Source organism: Winogradskyella eckloniae, from assembly GCF_013249045.1.
GTDB lineage: Bacteria > Bacteroidota > Bacteroidia > Flavobacteriales > Flavobacteriaceae > Winogradskyella > Winogradskyella eckloniae.
The window spans coordinates 292718-310760 of record NZ_JABRWP010000003.1; the positions used below are offsets into that span (position 1 = coordinate 292718).

The 18043-nt window shown below is 34.7% G+C and carries 11 protein-coding genes; 1 reads left to right on the forward strand and 10 read right to left on the reverse strand.

What is annotated here, in order from left to right; all coding sequences use genetic code 11:
• Position 1: 1 nt before the first annotated feature.
• The 9 genes from HNV08_RS06620 to HNV08_RS06665 form a co-directional block, all read right to left on the reverse strand.
• On the reverse strand, positions 2 to 1153 hold the full coding sequence (locus HNV08_RS06620) for a DUF6265 family protein (RefSeq protein ID WP_241697191.1): 1152 nt from the start codon (positions 1151 to 1153) through the stop codon (positions 2 to 4).
• A gap of 7 nt (positions 1154 to 1160) precedes the next feature.
• The gene (locus HNV08_RS06630) at positions 1161 to 2429 is read right to left on the reverse strand and encodes a nuclear transport factor 2 family protein (RefSeq protein WP_173280387.1); all 1269 of its coding nucleotides are present in this window, start codon (positions 2427 to 2429) and stop codon (positions 1161 to 1163) included.
• Between the two features lie 108 nt (positions 2430 to 2537).
• On the reverse strand, positions 2538 to 4346 hold the full coding sequence (locus tag HNV08_RS06635) for an acyl-CoA dehydrogenase family protein (protein ID WP_173280388.1): 1809 nt from the start codon (positions 4344 to 4346) through the stop codon (positions 2538 to 2540).
• Positions 4347 to 4387: 41 nt separating this feature from the next.
• Positions 4388 to 4738 (reverse strand): four helix bundle protein, encoded by a 351-nt coding sequence (locus HNV08_RS06640; RefSeq protein ID WP_173280389.1) that lies wholly within the window; start codon positions 4736 to 4738, stop codon positions 4388 to 4390.
• Positions 4739 to 4786: 48 nt separating this feature from the next.
• On the reverse strand, positions 4787 to 5980 hold the full coding sequence (locus HNV08_RS06645; protein ID WP_173280390.1) for an acetyl-CoA C-acyltransferase: 1194 nt from the start codon (positions 5978 to 5980) through the stop codon (positions 4787 to 4789).
• Between the two features lie 81 nt (positions 5981 to 6061).
• Positions 6062 to 8470 carry a 3-hydroxyacyl-CoA dehydrogenase/enoyl-CoA hydratase family protein gene (locus HNV08_RS06650; protein WP_173280391.1) on the reverse strand — a complete coding sequence of 803 codons (2409 nt, stop codon included), beginning with the start codon at positions 8468 to 8470 and terminating at the stop codon, positions 6062 to 6064.
• A 1-nt stretch (position 8471) separates the two neighbouring features.
• Positions 8472 to 8927, reverse strand: a complete 456-nt coding sequence (locus HNV08_RS06655; RefSeq protein ID WP_173280392.1) for a MarR family winged helix-turn-helix transcriptional regulator — start codon at positions 8925 to 8927, stop codon at positions 8472 to 8474.
• A 130-nt stretch (positions 8928 to 9057) separates the two neighbouring features.
• Positions 9058 to 9456 (reverse strand): hypothetical protein, encoded by a 399-nt coding sequence (locus HNV08_RS06660; protein WP_173280393.1) that lies wholly within the window; start codon positions 9454 to 9456, stop codon positions 9058 to 9060.
• Positions 9457 to 9597: 141 nt separating this feature from the next.
• Positions 9598 to 11367: an AMP-dependent synthetase/ligase gene (locus tag HNV08_RS06665; protein WP_173280394.1), complete on the reverse strand. Its 1770-nt coding sequence runs from the start codon at positions 11365 to 11367 to the stop codon at positions 9598 to 9600.
• A gap of 261 nt (positions 11368 to 11628) precedes the next feature.
• On the opposite strand from HNV08_RS06665, the gene HNV08_RS06670 reads away from it, so the two are divergent.
• Positions 11629 to 14241 carry a chondroitinase-B domain-containing protein gene (locus HNV08_RS06670; RefSeq protein WP_173280395.1) on the forward strand — a complete coding sequence of 871 codons (2613 nt, stop codon included), beginning with the start codon at positions 11629 to 11631 and terminating at the stop codon, positions 14239 to 14241.
• 66 nt (positions 14242 to 14307) lie between these two features.
• Here the strand turns inward: HNV08_RS06670 and purL are convergent, their stop codons facing one another.
• Positions 14308 to 17967, reverse strand: coding sequence for a phosphoribosylformylglycinamidine synthase (gene purL, locus HNV08_RS06675; protein ID WP_173280396.1), 3660 nt, complete (start codon positions 17965 to 17967; stop codon positions 14308 to 14310).
• Positions 17968 to 18043 lie beyond the last annotated feature (76 nt).

The following is an 18043-nucleotide window of genomic DNA, read 5'->3' on the forward strand; positions in this document are numbered from 1 at the left end:
TTTAGTCATTTATAAGCTTTAAAGTTCCGAAAATATTGGCGTCAATCCAACCTTTGTTTTTGTCTGTACCTTCAACATGTAGTGAGCCAATAAAATTTTCGCGTTCTATACTATAGTCATTATCGCAGTAGGCTAATGCGAAACCAATCAATTTATTGGTGTGTAATGTAATAGGCGTGTTATCTGCGTGGTCGTTATACAAATCGTTATACAATGAGATTTTTACTTCCCATGTTGTTGTATTGTCTATAGTAACGCGTTTAGATTCTATATGAGAATTGTACAACTTTCCTGTTTTATCTGTAGACATATCCACTACATTACCATCTAAAGCAATATGGTAGGCAAAGGCATTATGATTAAATTGATGTTCGCCACCACTATTATCTTCGTCTACAAATATTTCTAAACAATCATCGTCCCACCATGCTGTTAATGGATCAACGTTATTATCAACTAACTTGTCGTCTGTAGTTTCTGCTAAAAGGTAAAGTGCATCTTCTGTCCAAGCAAGTTTATAACGACCAGAAAAATCTTCTGGTGTGTATGCATTGCCTAGCCAGGTTTGGTCTAAGGGTAACCAATTACTATTTTTCCAAATAGTTTCATTTGCGATACCATCTATTGTAGGTTTAGCGGTTGCTTTTTTTACCGTTATAAACTGATTCATAGGTTTTGTGGGTTCATTTTTCCTTTTATAGTTAAATTTTACAGTTTCAGTTTTTCCTTTGTTGTCAATATCTACGTAGACGTTCATTTCATTTTTTGATACTTTCTCAAAAACCATTCCTTCAAAAATGGCTTTGTTTTCTGTGATCTTAATCAAAGGAAAATCTACGGTTGCATCTTTAGATTCCCAACCTTTTAAATCCCATCTAAAATGCTTGAGTTGTAAAATGAGTGTGTTTTCTATTTCACGAATAACTTCAATTTCATAGAAGGAAACTTCGCCATTGTGTATCAATTTAAATGTAGCCATCATAGAACCACCAGAGGGTTCGCTCCAAATTTCTTCTGTAATACCACCAAAGGCTTCACCATGCCACGATCCAGAAATCCATGCTAGGTTTTCTAGTTTTGGTGCTAAGGTTTTTTCCTCTTGAGCTTGGCAAATTAAGGTAGATAGTAAAAATAGAATTATAATTTTTTTCATATTTAAGTTATTGTATGAATGTCACTTTAGTAATTAATCCATTCTCTACTTCGTAGATAGCGACTGCATTAAAAATTTTGCCATTGGCAGTGACTTGCTCTTCATCAATTACTTTATTGCCAATGACGATACGTTTTTTAACAAATGCTCTTAAGTCTGGTACGTTTTCAAACCATGTTTTATAACTTTTTTGCATGGCTTCTTTGCCTTCAGAGCGCAAGGTGTTTGGGTAGTTGTATAGTTTTATGTTTTCGGCATAATCTTTCATAAAACCATCAATATCTCTAGAATTATAAGCGTCTAAATTTCTTTGAACGATTTGTTCAACCTCTGAAATTTCAGCAGTGTCATCAGTAACAGTATTTTGTGCTTCTACAGCGTCACTATTTGTGTCCTCAGTTACTTCTGTAGTAAGGTTAACATCGCCTACTATTAATAAGTTTGAAGTTGAAGAATTCGCAGAAAGTCGTGTTATATTTTGAATGCCAGCTGAGGATAAATCGGCGACTGTTTTCCAGTTATTATCTTTATTTAATGTCAATTTATAAAGGATATTGTCTTTTCCGGAAAGAATTGTTTTATCATCTAACCAACAAATATCTTCAACGCCTTGCAATGTGTTTGCAACAGTTTTGATATCTCCTGTCATTGGATTTAAGGACTTAATCTGCCATTGATCGTCATTTTTCTTTGAGATGAAACTTATGAGATTAGAATTTGGGATTTTATGAATTGATCTACCCGTATTTTCGTTAACCTTTATATGCACTTTACCTTCTATATCAAAAACATAAAGATTTAGATTAGCTTCTGTAATGACTGATGCTACAATAGTTGAATCGTCATACCATGTATAGTAGGCTACAACCATATCTTGTATGAGTTCTGTAGATTGTCCGTTACTTAAACTATAAGCATATAAACGTTGTTTGCCGTCTTGATCTAAGCGTACTGCGGAAACTTCATGTTTATTTGGAATTTTTAAAGGTGTGTATTCGCTACCATCTGTATGGTTCACCCAAACCTTTGCCTGGTAACGTGTATCGTATTTAGCAATGTCAGTTTGGCCATTTCTTGTAGATGAAAAAATAATATAACGATCATCTAAAAACGAAGGTTGGTTGTCATAGCCTTCATTATTTGAAATATTTGTTGGGTTAAGCAATTCTATTTTAAAATCGTTAATTTTTAAATCGAAAAGTAATATTTCGGTGTTAGATTGTGAATACAAAATGGAAGAAAAAAAACTAAAAAAAAGAAGGTGTTTGATTTTCATGATTGTTTTTTAGAAAGAACTAAAGATAGTAAAATAAAAAAAGCCAATTCAAACAAATGAATTGGCTTACTAATTAGAATTATTTGAGTTAGTCTAATTATTGAATCATTAGAAGCAGTACTTATTTTCTGCTTTTACTTTTTCAGCTATCTCAATACGTAGATCTACAATATCTGGATAGTTTGTATATTTTGTAAAACGCTTAAGACCCATTAACATCATACGTTGTTCGTCGCCTTCAGCAAAAGAAATAATACTTTCTTTTCCTTTTTCTTCAACGATATCTACAGCGTGATATAGGTATAGTTTTGCCATAGCAATTTGAGCAGATTGCTCTTTTTCGCTAGTGCGTTTTACGTTTTTCTCTGTTCTTAAAATTGCAGATTCTGCCATATAGATTTCAATTAAGATATCTGCAGCTGCAATTAATAATTGTTGGTGCTCTTCCAATTGAGGTCCAAATTTTTGAACAGCTCCACCAGCGACCATTAAAAAGGTTTTCTTAAGTTTTGCAATCATTTGCTTTTCTTCAGAAAATAATTCGGAATAATCTGGTGTATCAAACGAAGGAATACCCATTAATTCTTCCTGTACCGCTTGTGCAGGACCTAATAAATCGACATGACCTTTCATAGCCTTTTTTACTAACATACCAACAGCTAACATTCTGTTGATTTCGTTAGTTCCTTCGTAAATACGTGCAATACGAGCATCTCTCCAAGCGGCTTCCATTGGCGTTTCTTCAGAGAATCCCATACCACCAAAAATTTGAATACCTTCATCTGCACAATTTTGTACATCTTCTGATACTGCTACTTTTAAGATTGAACATTCTATAGCGTATTCTTCTACGCCTTTAAGCTCTGCTTCCTGGTGTGTGTTACCAGCAGCTTCACGTAAAGCAATGCGGTCTTCAATATTTTTAGCAGCTCTATATGTTGCAGACTCACCAGCATAAGCACTAGCTGCCATTTCTGCTATTTTAGTTTTTATAGCACCAAAATTAGATATTGGTGTTTTAAATTGTTTACGCTCATTTGCGTACTCAACTGCTGTTGTTAAAATTCGTCTTTGCGAATCTAAACAAGCCGCAGCCAATTTGATACGACCAACATTTAGGGCGTTCATTGCAATTTTAAAGCCTTCACCACGACCAGCTAACATATTTTCGACTGGTACAACGGTATCGTTAAAAAATACTTGACGCGTAGAACTTGCTCTAATACCTAGTTTGTGCTCTTCTTCACCTAAAGTAATGCCGTTAGGATTATCGCCATCGTATTCTACAATAAATCCTGTAATGTTTTTATCATCTTCAATACGTGCAAAAACGATCATCAAACTACAGAAACCTGCGTTTGAAATCCACATTTTTTGCCCATTGATTTTATATGACTTTCCGTCTTCAGTTAATTCGGCAGTTGTTTTACCAGAATTAGCATCAGAGCCAGCTCCAGGTTCTGTTAAACAATATGCTCCAAACCATTCGCCAGAGGCCAGTTTAGGAACGTATTTTTGTTTTTGTGCTTCTGTACCATATAAGGTTATCGGCATAGTACCAATGCCTGTGTGCGCACCAAAGGCTGTACTAAAAGATCCAGTACCCGAAGAAATATAGTCGCATGTTAATACCGTAGAGACAAAGCCCATTCCCATTCCGCCATAAGCTTCGGGAACAGCAACACTTAAAAAGCCCATATCGCCAGCTTTTCGCATTACTTCTTCTGTTAAGGCGTAATCTTTAGCTTCAAATCTTGGTTTATGAGCAATAATTTCACGATCGTTGAATTCCATTACGGATTCTTTCATCATTGTTTGCTCTTCTGAAAAATCTTCAGGTGTGAATACATCTTCACAATTTGTTTCTTTTACAAGGAATTGTCCTCCACGAAGGATGTCTTTTTCTTCTGTTGCCATGTTTTTATTAGATTATTAGATACAAGAACCAAGAATCAAGACTATTTGAGTCTAGATTTGAAACTTGATATCATTTTTTGTATTTGTTTTATTTTGTCTTCTAATTCTTTAAATTTTTTTTCTGAAATGTAGTTTTCGTTAAAAGCAACATTCAGTTGTGTTTCCCATTCAAAAGCAGAACCCAAACTATGTTCTAAATAGGTTGCAAAATGTTTATTTGAGCTTTTACTTGAGCCTTCAGATATATTTGAAGGAATTGAAACAGCACATCTATTCATTTGACTCATGAGCCCATAGGTTTCAAACTTTGGAAAACTTCGAGTTATTTTATAAGATTCTGAAACCAACTCCATGCTTTCATTCCAAATTTTTAATTTCTTGAAATTATGCATAGTTTACAATCTATTTAGTCTTGATTCTAGGCTCTAAACCTCTTGTTTCTAATTTAAAAACTCAAACACGCCACAAGCCCCTTGACCGGTACCAACACACATGGTAACTGCACCATATTTTCCTTTCATGTCACGCTTACGCATTTCATAAAAAAGTTGTACAGATAGTTTGGCACCTGTACATCCTAATGGATGCCCTAATGCAATGGCTCCTCCGTTTACGTTAATGATATCTGGATTAAGGTTTAATTCTCTAATAACGGCTAATGATTGAGAAGCAAAGGCTTCATTCAACTCAATTAAGGCTAAATCGTCTTGTTTTAAACCTGCTTGTTTTAATGCTTTTGGTATGGCCTTTACGGGTCCAATTCCCATAATACGAGGCTCAACTCCTGCAGCAGCGTAGTTTACCATGCGCGCAACAGGTTCTAGATTTAATTCTTTAACCATGTCTTCACTCATTACCATAACAAAAGCGGCTCCATCACTCATTTGCGAAGAGTTTCCTGCGGTTACACTTCCACCAGCAGCAAATACTGCTCTTAGTTTAGCTAAAGCTTCTTTGTTAGTTCCTGCACGAGGACCTTCATCTTTAGTAACTGTGTAAGATTTTGTTGCTTTTTTTCCGTTGGCATCTATATATGTTTGTTCAACTTCTATTGGTACAATTTGATCTTGAAAACGATTTTCTGCCTGTGCTTTTAACGCTTTCATGTGTGAGTTGTAGGCGAACTCATCTTGATCTTCACGAGATACGTTGAATTGTTGAGCTACTGCTTCTGCGGTATTTCCCATGCCCCAATAATAATCTTCGTGACCATTTTTTACAATGGCATCGTAATTTAATTCTGGCTTAAAACCAGTCATTGGTACACTACTCATACTTTCCGCACCACCAGCGATGATGCAATCTGCCATACCTGCTTGAATTTTTGCTGTTGCCATTCCGATAGTTTCAACTCCAGAAGAGCAAAAACGGTTAACGGTAACACCAGGAACATCAATCACTTCTAATCCCATAAGTGAGATTAAACGCGCCATGTTTAATCCTTGCGAACCTTCTGGCATTGCGTTCCCAACAATAACATCGTCAATACGCTTTGGGTCTAAACCTGGCAGTTCTTTCATCATGTATTTGATGGTTTCTGCTGCCAATTCATCTGTTCTTTTAAAACGAAACACGCCTTTTGGTGCTTTACCAACTGCGGTTCTGTATGCTTTTACTATATATGCTGTTTTCATTTTTATTTCTTTAAGATTTATAGAATCAAGAGTCAAGAAACAAGATGATTATCTTGAATCTTAAGGTCTTGCTTCTTGTCTCTAATTTCTAAGAGGTTTCCCTTTGGTTAACATATGCTGAATTCTTTCTAAAGTTTTACGTTCAGTACATAAAGACAAGAATGCTTCACGTTCTAGGTCTAATAAATACTGTTCGCTTACTAAAGTTGGTTCAGATAAGTCGCCACCAGCCATTACATAACCAAGTTTATTGGCGATTTTTCTATCGTGTTCACTAATATAGTTGCTGTCTTGCATAGAATCTGTACCCACCATAAACATACTTAAAGCTTGTTTTCCAAGGACTTTAACATCGGTACGTTTTACAGGTTGTGTATAACCCATATTGGCCATAAGCATAGCATGTTGTTTGGCAACGGCAATTTGCCTGTCTTTATTTACAACAACAATATCTTTCCCTTTTTGAAGGATGCCTAAATCGTAAGCTTCGTAAGCAGATGTTGCTACTTTCGCCATTCCGATTGTTAAGAAATACTCTTGAAGCGTGTTGAGTTGTACATCTCCTTTTTTAAACGTGTCTGATGCTCTTAAAGTCATTTCTTTAGAACCTCCACCACCTGGAATAACACCAACACCAAACTCAACCAATCCGATGTAAGTTTCTGCTGCTGCAACTACTTTGTCTGCGTGCATAGATAACTCACAGCCTCCACCAAGTGCCATACCATGAGGTGCAGCAATAGTTGGAATAGACGAGTAACGCATACGCATCATGGTGTCTTGGAAATATTTTATAGCCATATTTAGCTCATCGTATTCTTGTTCTGCAGCCATCATGAAAATCATTCCAATGTTTGCACCAACAGAGAAGTTTGCAGCTTGATTACCAACTACTAATCCGGCGAAATCTTTTTCAGCTAAATCAATTGCTTTGTTCAATCCTGCAAGAACATCGCCTCCAATCGTATTCATTTTAGATTGGAATTCTACATTAAGAATACCATCGCCTAAATCTTCTACCACAACACCTGAGTTTTTAAATACTTCAGACGTTTTACGGATATTATCTAAAATTATAAAGCTGTCTTGACCAGGAATTTTTTCTTGAGTTTTCGTTGGAATGTTATAAGCATACGTTGCTCCATCTTTAATAGAGTAGAAGCTATCGCTACCAGATTGCAGCATATCTTGCACCCAATTAGCAGGTTTTAAACCTTCTGCTTGCATCATTTCGATACCTTTTTCAACGCCTATAGCATCCCAAATTTGAAAAGGACCATGTTCCCATCCAAATCCTGCTTTCATGGCATCATCGATTTTATATAAATCGTCTGTAATTTCTGGAATTCGGTTGGACACATAAGCGAATAAAGCAGAGAAACTCTTTCTGTAGAATTCGCCAGCTTTATCTTTTCCTTTTACTAATATTTTAAAACGATCTACAACCTTATCTACGGTTTTTGTTAATTCTAAGGTGGCGAATTTTGCACGTTTAGCAGCGCGATATTCTAAAGTGTTTAAGTCTAGCGATAAAATTTCTTTTTTACCATCTGCTGAAACATTCTTTTTATAAAATCCTTGACCGGTTTTGCTTCCTAACCACTTGTTTTCCATCATGGTATTGATGAAATCTGGTAATTCAAAAAGCTCTAAACGCTCGTCATTAGGACAGTTTTCTCTAATACCATTAGCAACGTGTACTAAAGTGTCTAAACCTACAACATCGACCGTACGGAAGGTTGCAGATTTAGGACGACCAATTACTGGTCCGGATAATTTATCAACTTCCTCGATGGTTAAATCTAAATCCTTAACGGTATGGAATAAGCTTTGAATACTAAATATTCCTATTCTATTACCAATAAATGCTGGTGTATCTTTAGCGACAACAGATGTTTTTCCTAAGAATTGTTCGCCATAACCATTTAAAAATTCTAGAACAGCAGGATCTGTTTTAGGTCCTGGAATAATCTCGAACAACTTTAAGTAACGTGCAGGATTAAAGAAGTGCGTTCCGCAGAAATGCTTTTGAAAATCTTCGCTACGTCCTTCACTCATAAATTTAATAGGAATACCAGAGGTGTTCGATGTAATTAACGTACCTGGTGTTCTATATTTTTCGAGTTTTTCAAAGACTTGTTGTTTAATGTCTAGTCGTTCTACAACAACCTCCATTATCCAATCGACGTCTTTTACTTTAGCAATATCATCTTCTAGATTACCGGTTGTAATTCTAGTTTTAAAAGAAGGATGATAGAGTGGTGCCGGCTTAGATTTTATTGAAGCTGTTAGGGCATCGTTAACTAATCTATTTCTAACTGCCTTATCCTCTAAAGTTAAGCCTTTAGCTTTTTCTTTATCATTAAGTTCTCTAGGTATGATGTCTAGTAATAAAACATCTACGCCAATATTGGCAAAATGGCAGGCGATACCGCTTCCCATAATTCCTGAGCCTATAATGGCTATTTTTTTAATTCTGCGTTTACTCATCTTATTTTAAAATGTGTTCTTTGTTGTTGTATATTTTTTTGTTTGAAATCATATTATTAATGACCTCAGCTACTTTGTAGAAGTTTAGAAGCTCTTCTTGGGTAACATTATTTTTAATAGCGTTGTTGAAGGTTAAAACCTTTTCTTTTGAGTATTCTCTTTTTTCTCTTCCAAATTCGGTTAAGAAAATTAAAACGCCACGACCATCTTCAGGATTGGGTTTTCTAATAATTAATCCTTTTTCTTCCATGGTTTTAAGAGTTCGAGAAAGGCTAGTAGCTTCCATGCCCATTTTTGGTCCTAATGACGTTGAAGGTGTGCCATTTTCTGGATCAATACTTAAAAGCGTAAATCCTGTTGCCATAGTGGATTCAAATTTTAGAGCTTCTTCATTGTACATTTTATTTACTGCAAGCCATGTAGTTCTAAGTACATAATCAATGGTTTTGTCCTTCATGTTTATTCTGTATTGATTTCAAATATAATAAAAATTACTATGCGTGCATAATAAATTAAAAAAATTATATATGAATATATAAAAAAAGTAGAGGAAATATTTTTAGTAATGTATTTTTTAGGCTTAAATATTACGATTGTCGCACTTTTCCGTTGACATAGCCAACAACAGCGCCTGTAACACCAACAACTAAAATGGTAGTGCCTAATCTTAAGGTTAATAATTCTGTAGTAAAGGAAGGATCCATTGCCTTAGAAATTAATCCATACGATAGCGATAAGAAAAAACCAATAAATGCACCTGCTTTTGCACCAGTTGTAATTGTTGAAATTTGCGCCCAACGATTATAAAAATAAGACAAAAAGAATCCCATTGTGAGGCAACCTAAAAACACAAAAGTTAAAGAGCTAAAATTATCTTTTGGTTGTGGAAAGTAACTTTGGAGAATTAAACCGTAACTCAACCAACTTAAAGCCCAATTAACAATGCCACCACAGCAACCAGCAAGGATAAATGTTTTGGTTTTCATATTTAAACTATATTAGTTCTGACGTTCTAATATATTAAAATAGAATTAAACCTCTAAATATCAGCGTTTAACGGCTTGTTTTTTAGGGAAACGTTAAACATTTGGTTAAGTTTGATTGCTATTAGAAATTATGCGTAAAGTTTATCGATAAATCTTATCATACAATTCTTGATAGATTTCTTTAATTATGACACGTTTCATTTTCATGGTAGGTGTAAGGTGTCCACCGTCAATAGACCAAACATCTGGTGTGAGTTCAAAACGTTTAATTTGTTCCCATTTCCCAAAATTTTTGTTGTATTTGTCGATTTCTAATTGAATGCGATTTATTACAATGTCTGACTTAGCAATTTCGGCATCCGTTTTACCAACACCATTTTGTTTATGATCAATCCAATCTCTAATGAAATCAAAATTTGGTTGAATTAAGGCAGCTGGCATTTTTTCGCCTTCACCTATGACCATTATTTGTTCAATAAACAGTGACTGTTTCATGTCATTTTCTAATAATGGCGGAATAATATATTTTCCACCAGAAGTTTTAAACATTTCTTTTTTACGTCCTGTTATTTTTACAAAGCCTTTAGCGTCAATTTCTCCTTTATCTCCAGTGTGGAAATAATCTCCAGTCATAACACTTGCCGTTTTATCGGGATCCTTGTAGTAACCTAACATTACATTAGGGCCTTTAATTAGAAGCTCGCCGTCTTCGGCAATTTTAACTTCAACATTTCTAATGGGTTTTCCAACAGTTCCGACTTTGTAGCCATTACCTTTGTACACACCAACGCCTACAACTGGCGAGGTTTCGGTTAATCCATAGCCTTCCATGACTAACATTTTTGCAGCGCCGAAAATGCGTGCTAAACGTGGTTGTAATGCAGCACTACCAGAGACCATTGTTCCTAATTCACCGCCTAAGGCTTCTCTCCATTTACTAAATATTAGTTTATTGGCAATTTTAAGTTGAAATTCGTACCAAGGACCATTTGCGCCATAAGGTTCCCATCGTTCACCTAATTGTACAGCCCAAAAGAATAGTGATTTTTTTATACCTGTTAACTCTTCTCCTTTTAGCATTATTTTATCGAATACTTTCTCAAGTAGTCGCGGAACAACACTCATTAGATTTGGTTTTATTTCTTTAGCGTTCTCTCCAATTTTATCAATGCCTTCTGCAAAATAAATTGAAGCACCAGCATGTTGATAGACATAAATTAATAAACGTTCAAAAATGTGACAGATAGGTAAAAAACTTAAAATACGATTTTCTCCCTCCACCAAAGGAACTCGTGGTGAACTATCTAGAGCATTACTGGTAATATTCCAGTGAGATAGCATTACACCTTTAGGTTTTCCGGTAGTTCCAGAAGTATATATGATAGTCGCTAAATCATTCGGTTTTACAGCATCTTTTCTTGCCTCAACTTCTGATTGATTACTCTCATCTTTTCCTAATTCAAATAATTCTGAGTAATGTTTACAGCCTTTGATATGATTAAATGAATAAACCTCCTTTAATTTTGTGTTTGCTTGTACTTTTCTAACTTTCTCTAAAACTTCGAAATCAGAAACAAAACAATAGATAGATTCACTATGATTTAAAACATATTCGTAATCTTCGGCAGATATTGTTGGGTAAATAGGAATATTTTGCGCACCTGTTTGAAGCACACCTATATCTATAATATTCCACTCTGTTCTGTTAGTTGAGGAAATAACAGCTATTTTATCGTTCTTTTGAACGCCTAATTTTAGTAGAGCTCTACTTATAGAATTCGCTTTAGAAATATATTCTGCTGTGGATGTGTGCGTCCACTTTCCATCGTATTTGGTAACAAAAGCCGATTTATTTGGTTTGTTCTCTAGCTGATAATATGGGAAATCAAAAAGTCTGGTTATCTCTGTCATATGTATACTGCAATTATAACTTTGCAAATTATGAAAATAAAAAGGATTTTCTAAATTTGGTTGTAAAATTAGGGCAACTTATTAATAAAGGTATAGTTTTTTTAGAGTATTCATAATTTATTTATTTTTTTAATTTAATTTATTTTGAAAATTATATAAAAATTTTAACTACTTTTAGATTGATTTTTTAATTGGTTGACCAATCTGGTATTCCAATTTTTTTAGTTTTAATTTTATTTTAAATCAATTATTCATAACGGTATGAAAACTTTTTACGTCTTTAAATCAAGAATGTACTTTTTAATCATCTTATTATTGATGACCTCATTGTTTACGTTGAACGCGCAAACTACGTATAATATTAGTGATCCTGAGGATTTAGAAGATCAATCTTATGTGCCAGGAGATGTAATTATCTTAGCAAATGGAATTTATGATTCTGATGAACGTATTGATTTTGTAGGCAATGGGACAGCAGCAAACCCAATTGTATTTAGAGCAGAAACACCAGGTGGTGTAAAGTTTACAGGAGGCTTACAAATGAATATTGGCGGAGATTACGTTGTTGTTGACGGTTTTCATTGGCAAGGTGGTTATGGTGCTAGTAATTTTATTCAGTTTAGAAATGGCTTCGATTATGCTAATCATAGTACAATTCAAAATTGTGCGATTGACGGATTAGAAATTCATCCTGATGATGTTGCAGATGATATAGCTGACGGTTCTATTACTAAACATCGATGGATTGTATTGTATGGTACCTATAATTCAGTTCTTAATTGTTCTTTTATGAATAAGGAGAGTGCTGGTGCATTAATTTTAGCCGAGTATGCTTATAATGCTACTCCAGATGAAGGCGTAACAAATACGCGTTGTGATATCGTTGGGCACACAATTAGTAATAATTATTTTTATAATTATGTAAAAATAGATAATACCTTAAGTAATTCTGGAGATAGTGAAACTATTCGTATTGGAACAAGTGAATACCAAAATGTAAATAGTAATGCGACAGTCAGTAATAATTATTTTGTAAAGGCAGATGGAGAGAATGAAATCATTACAAATAAGAGTAAAAATAATTCCTATATCAATAATACATTTAGACGATGTAGAGGCTCTTTAGTATTGCGTCATGGATCTAATGCCATTGTAGAAGGTAATTATTTCTTAGGAGAAAATATTGATGGCACTGGTGGAATAAGAATTACGGATAGTGAGCATTTAATAACAAATAATTACATACAAGATTGTATAACTGTTGTTAGCCAAGCCAAGTGGAACAATGGCGTTACCTTTTTAGGAGGTAGTGCTAACAACTCTGTTGCTTGTACATCTACAAGTGTGTCTAATGGGTATCAAAAATCAGAAAATATCACTGTTTCTAACAATACCATAATTAATACCAATGCCCCTTTGTTTTATAATACAGATAAAGGTTCAACAGATCCTACAGGTTCCGTGACTAATAACCTAATTTATTTTACCACAGGTAATGCAAATATAACTGATGTTATTACAGGTGATACCGCTACCTCTTATGCAGATTTGGGGACGACATTAAACTATACAGGAAACGTTTATACAGGAAGCGCTTTAGGTGAAACAAACGCTGGTTTTTCTGAAGAATCGGGAATCACAGCTACAGCCGATGGTGAGATTTTTACTTTTTCGGGAACTGGTTCTGCCGGAAAAGGTGCAGACATGGGCTCATATTTGCCTATAACTGACGATATGGTTGGTTATGGTATAGGCGCTTGTTTTTTAGATAATTTAGGTAGTAACATTATTGATGGTAATTGTAATATTGAAATACCAGAGTCACTTACCGTTGGAAGTTTAGACGTATTAGATGCTGAAGCTGGAAGTTATGATGTCTCTGTATATGCTAATGTAAGTTGGACAGCAGTTTCTAATGACTCTTGGATTTCTATTGATGTAAACGCGAGTCCTGGTGATGCTACTGTAGCTGTTACAGTAACTGAAAATACAGATGTTAACGCAAGGACTGGGTCTGTAACTTTTTCACAAGATCCAGGAGGTGATGATATAGTGCGTGTATTAAATGTTTCACAAGAAGGTGCAGATTTAACAGATTTGTATGATCTTATTAATGATGTTGCAGGAGGAGGTCCGGTTTCTATACATGCTTTCTCTAGTGATAATGCGAGTGATAGTCCACCAGAAATTGCGATAAATACATTAGATAAAGTAAATACAAGTTCATCTATTTGGGCAGCACAAGATGGGTCTGTCATTTCTGGTGATTATAAGGGAGACGGTGAATATATTATATATGATTTAGGGTCTGAGTATAACCTAGACTTAATTCAATTTAGTACAACCAATAAGTCTGATGCTTTCGGATATCAAATTTGGGTGTCTACTAATGGAACAAATGATGCTGACTTTACCAAAATTTTACCAGAGACTGAAGATTTATTATTAACCGCAACGAATACAATGGATTTTAATCAATATCAATTGTCAACACCTGCGCGTTATGTGAAGATGATTGGTTTTGGTAGGTTTAACAGTGCTGGTGATACAAGGACTAGTGCTTGGAGTACGATTGCGGAAATAGAGTTTTTTGGATCAGAAGCACTATCTATTAATGAGTCAGATTTTGATAAAAACCTTCAAGTTTATCCTATTCCTGCAGCACATACTTTAAACATCAACGTGTTAAATGATATCCAAATTGAAACTGTAAAAATAATTGGGTTAGATGGAAAGTTGATATTAAATTTAAATAGTGAATTTGATAAACCTGAATTTTCTATAGATATCTCTAAATTGTCTAAAGGTACCTATATTTTAAATTTGTCTAACGCAACAGGATTGAATTTATCTAAGTTTATCGTTAAAGATTAAATTAATTGATAATCATAAAAAAGGCTTTTACACTATGTAAAAGCCTTTTTTTTGTAAGATTTTAATTTATTTAGTTAACCAGTTTTTAGCATTAATAAATGCTTCTAGCCATGGTGACACTTCATCGTTTCTATCTTGTGGATAGTTGGCCCAGTTCCATTGAAAAATAGAACGTTCTATGTGTGGCATGGTCACCAAATGTCTGCCAGTTTTATCTGTGAGCATGGCCGTATTGTAGTCTGAACCATTAGGATTTGCAGGATATTCTGCATAACCATATTTCGCTACAATATTATAGTGATCTTCAGAATATGGTAAGCTAAATTTACCTTCGCCATGTGAAATCCAAACTCCTAATGTGCTGCCAGCTAAACTAGATAGCATAATAGAATTGTTTTCTTGAATTTTAACCGAAGTAAAACCACTTTCATGCTTATGAGAATTATTATAGGTCATTTTTCCATGATTCTCATGCTCTGGATTTACCAAATCTAATTCCATCATTAATTGGCAACCATTACAAATACCAACTGATAAAGTGTCTTCTCTTTTAAAGAATTCATTAATAACTTTATTGGCTTTCTCATTATATTTTATGGCACCAGCCCAACCTTTGGCAGAACCTAATACATCAGAATTACTAAATCCACCAACAGCGCCTAAAAATTGAATATCTTCTAATGTTTCACGTCCAGAAATTAAATCTGTCATATGCACATCTTTCACATCAAAACCAGCGAGATACATAGCATTTGCCATTTCGCGTTCAGAATTACTTCCTTTTTCTCTTAAAATTGCTGCTTTTGGCCTCGGTTTATTATCTTCTGGTTTTGTTAATTTACCAGTAAAATGTGAAGGGAATTTAAAGTCTAAAGCTTGATTTTTATAGTTGTCGAATCTATCTTTCGCTAAACCATTCGCTGTTTGTTTCTCATCAAGTAAATATGACGTCTTAAACCACATATCTCTTAATCTTGAAACCGTCATGGTAAATACTTCATTACCGTTAATAATACCTAATACATCACTTTCAGTGACTTCTCCGATGTTATGGAATTCAATATTTGCATTCGATAATACAGACTCAATAGAGTCGTCAACAGATTGAAAAACAAGTCCTGCATTTTCAGCAAATAATACTTTAAAGGAATCTTTTTCCCCAAGACTGGTTAAATCTAACTCAGCACCTAAATTATTATCAGCAAAACAAAGTTCTAATAAGGTGGTAATTAATCCACCAGAAGCCACATCGTGTCCGGCTACAATTTTTTGGTCTTTTATTAAATTTTGAATGGTGTTAAATACCGTTTTTACGTATGCAGCACTTTTAATATTAGGTGTTGTATTTCCTATCTTATTATTGATTTGTGCAAAAGAACTTCCACCTAATTCATAAGAATCTTGGGATAGATTAATATAATAGATTGATCCTTTTCCTTTTTGAAAAACAGGCTCTATAACATTAGTAATATCAATACAATTTGCAGCAGCAGAAATAATCACTGTACCAGGAGAAATAACATCACCATCAGGATATTTTTGTTTCATGGATAATGAATCTTTTCCTGTTGGCACGTTAATACCTAAGTCTATTGAAAATTCTGAAATCGCTTTTACCGCTTCATACAAACGTGCATCTTCGCCTTCGTTTTTACAAGGCCACATCCAATTGGCAGATAAAGAAATACTTTGAAGACCATCTTTTAATGGTGCCCAAATAATATTTGTTAAAGCTTCTGCAATTGAATTTCTACTTCCTGCTTCAGGATTAATTAAGCCAGAAATAGGAGAGTGCCCAATTGATGTTGCAATACCTTCTTTCCCTTTATAATCTAGTGCCATTACGCCAACATTATTTAGTGGTAATTGTAATGGTCCAACACATTGTTGTTTAGCAACTTTTCCGCCTACACAACGGTCTACTTTATTTGTTAACCAATCTTTAGAGGCTACAGCTTCAAGTTGTAATACTTGATCTAAATAATCATAGAATTTATCCGTTTTGTACGAAATACCACTGTATATTTTTTCTACAGTAACATCGGTCATTATCGTTTTTGGAGAGCTTCCAAACATGTCTTCTAAGGCTAAATCCATCGGTTTAGCTCCATTGGTTTTAGATTCAAAAGTAAATCTGTGTTTGCCTGTGACATCGCCAACATCGTATATTGGAGCGCGTTCTCTTTCTGCTATTTTGTGTAAAGTCTCTAAATGTTTATCTGCAATGACTAATCCCATTCGTTCTTGAGATTCATTGCCAATGATTTCTTTAGCAGAAAGCGTTGGGTCACCTACTGGTAATTTATCTAAATCAATGTGTCCACCTGTATCTTCCACTAATTCTGATAAACAATTTAAATGTCCACCAGCACCATGATCGTGGATAGAAACAATGAAATTTTCATCACTTTCTACCATACCACGAACGGCATTGGCTGCACGTTTTTGCATTTCAGGGTTAGAACGTTGAACAGCATTTAACTCAATACCAGACGCTAAAGCACCAGTATCTGCAGAAGACACTGCTGCGCCTCCCATACCTATTCTATAATTGTCACCACCAAGAATTACTATTTTATCACCAGCTGCTGGTACATCTTTAAGTGCTTGTTTTGCTTTTCCATACCCAATGCCTCCAGCTTGCATAATTACTTTATCGTAACCAATTTTACCGTTGGTATCGCTATGCTCAAAAGTTAATACCGAACCACAGATTAAGGGTTGACCAAATTTGTTTCCAAAATCAGAAGCTCCATTACTTGCCTTAATTAAAATATCCATTGGTGTTTGGTACAACCATTTACGTTCTGGAAATGCTTTTTCCCAAGGACGTTCATCGTTTAATCTAGAATATGAGGTCATGTAAACTGCAGTTCCTGCCAAAGGTAATGAGCCTTTTCCACCAGCTAGTCTATCTCTGATTTCTCCTCCAGAACCTGTAGCTGCGCCATTAAATGGCTCAACGGTTGTAGGGAAATTATGTGTTTCTGCTTTTAATGAAATTACAGATTCGAAATCTTTAGTGGTATAATAATCAGGAACGTCTGCACGTTTTGGAGCAAATTGCTCTACAATAGGGCCTTTTATAAAAGCAACGTTGTCTTTGTAAGCCGAAACAATATCATTAGGATTTTGTTTTGAGGTCTCTTTAATAAGCTTAAATAATGAGGTTTCTTTTTCTACGCCATCTATGATAAATGTTCCGTTGAATATTTTATGACGACAATGCTCAGAATTCACTTGAGAAAACCCAAATACTTCCGAGTCGGTAAGTGGTCTCCCAATTTTTTTGGCAACACCTTCTAAATATGCAACTTCTTCTTCGCTAAGGGATAATCCTTCTTGTGCGTTATATGCAGAAATATCTTCAATGTTTAAAATCGCTTCGGGTTGAATATTAATATCAAATATGTCTTGACCTAAACTTTGATATTTTTCAGATATCATTGGGTCGTATCCTGAAAAATCTTGCGTTACCGCTGTGAATTCTTCAATTCTAATGATATCAGAAATTCCCATATTCTGAGTAATTTCTACTGCATTTGTACTCCAAGGTGTTATCATCGCTGCTCTTGGTCCAACAAAAAAAGCATCTAGTGATGCTTGTTCTATTTTAGGTTGGTTAGCAAATAACCATGTCAATTTTGCTATGGTTGTAGTTGATAATTCTTTTGTGGCTTGAACAGCAAATACTTTACTGTTTTGGTTTCCGAAGAAATGAATCATTTAAGGTTGTTTTTAGCGTGAAAATAAAATGCAAAGTTAATTCATTTTAAGATATAATGATTACGATTGGCATTTC

Excerpts from the sequence above, each read along its gene's own strand:
- HNV08_RS06620 (WP_241697191.1), bottom strand. The coding sequence starts at position 1,153 with ATGAAAAAAATTATAATTCTATTTTTACTATCTACCTTAATTTGCCAA.
- HNV08_RS06630 (WP_173280387.1), bottom strand. The coding sequence starts at position 2,429 with ATGAAAATCAAACACCTTCTTTTTTTTAGTTTTTTTTCTTCCATTTTG.
- HNV08_RS06635 (WP_173280388.1), bottom strand. The coding sequence starts at position 4,346 with ATGGCAACAGAAGAAAAAGACATCCTTCGTGGAGGACAATTCCTTGTA.
- HNV08_RS06640 (WP_173280389.1), bottom strand. The coding sequence starts at position 4,738 with ATGCATAATTTCAAGAAATTAAAAATTTGGAATGAAAGCATGGAGTTG.
- HNV08_RS06645 (WP_173280390.1), bottom strand. The coding sequence starts at position 5,980 with ATGAAAACAGCATATATAGTAAAAGCATACAGAACCGCAGTTGGTAAA.
- HNV08_RS06650 (WP_173280391.1), bottom strand. The coding sequence starts at position 8,470 with ATGAGTAAACGCAGAATTAAAAAAATAGCCATTATAGGCTCAGGAATT.
- HNV08_RS06655 (WP_173280392.1), bottom strand. The coding sequence starts at position 8,927 with ATGAAGGACAAAACCATTGATTATGTACTTAGAACTACATGGCTTGCA.
- HNV08_RS06660 (WP_173280393.1), bottom strand. The coding sequence starts at position 9,456 with ATGAAAACCAAAACATTTATCCTTGCTGGTTGCTGTGGTGGCATTGTT.
- HNV08_RS06665 (WP_173280394.1), bottom strand. The coding sequence starts at position 11,367 with ATGACAGAGATAACCAGACTTTTTGATTTCCCATATTATCAGCTAGAG.
- HNV08_RS06670 (WP_173280395.1), top strand. The coding sequence starts at position 11,629 with ATGAAAACTTTTTACGTCTTTAAATCAAGAATGTACTTTTTAATCATC.
- purL (WP_173280396.1), bottom strand. The coding sequence starts at position 17,967 with ATGATTCATTTCTTCGGAAACCAAAACAGTAAAGTATTTGCTGTTCAA.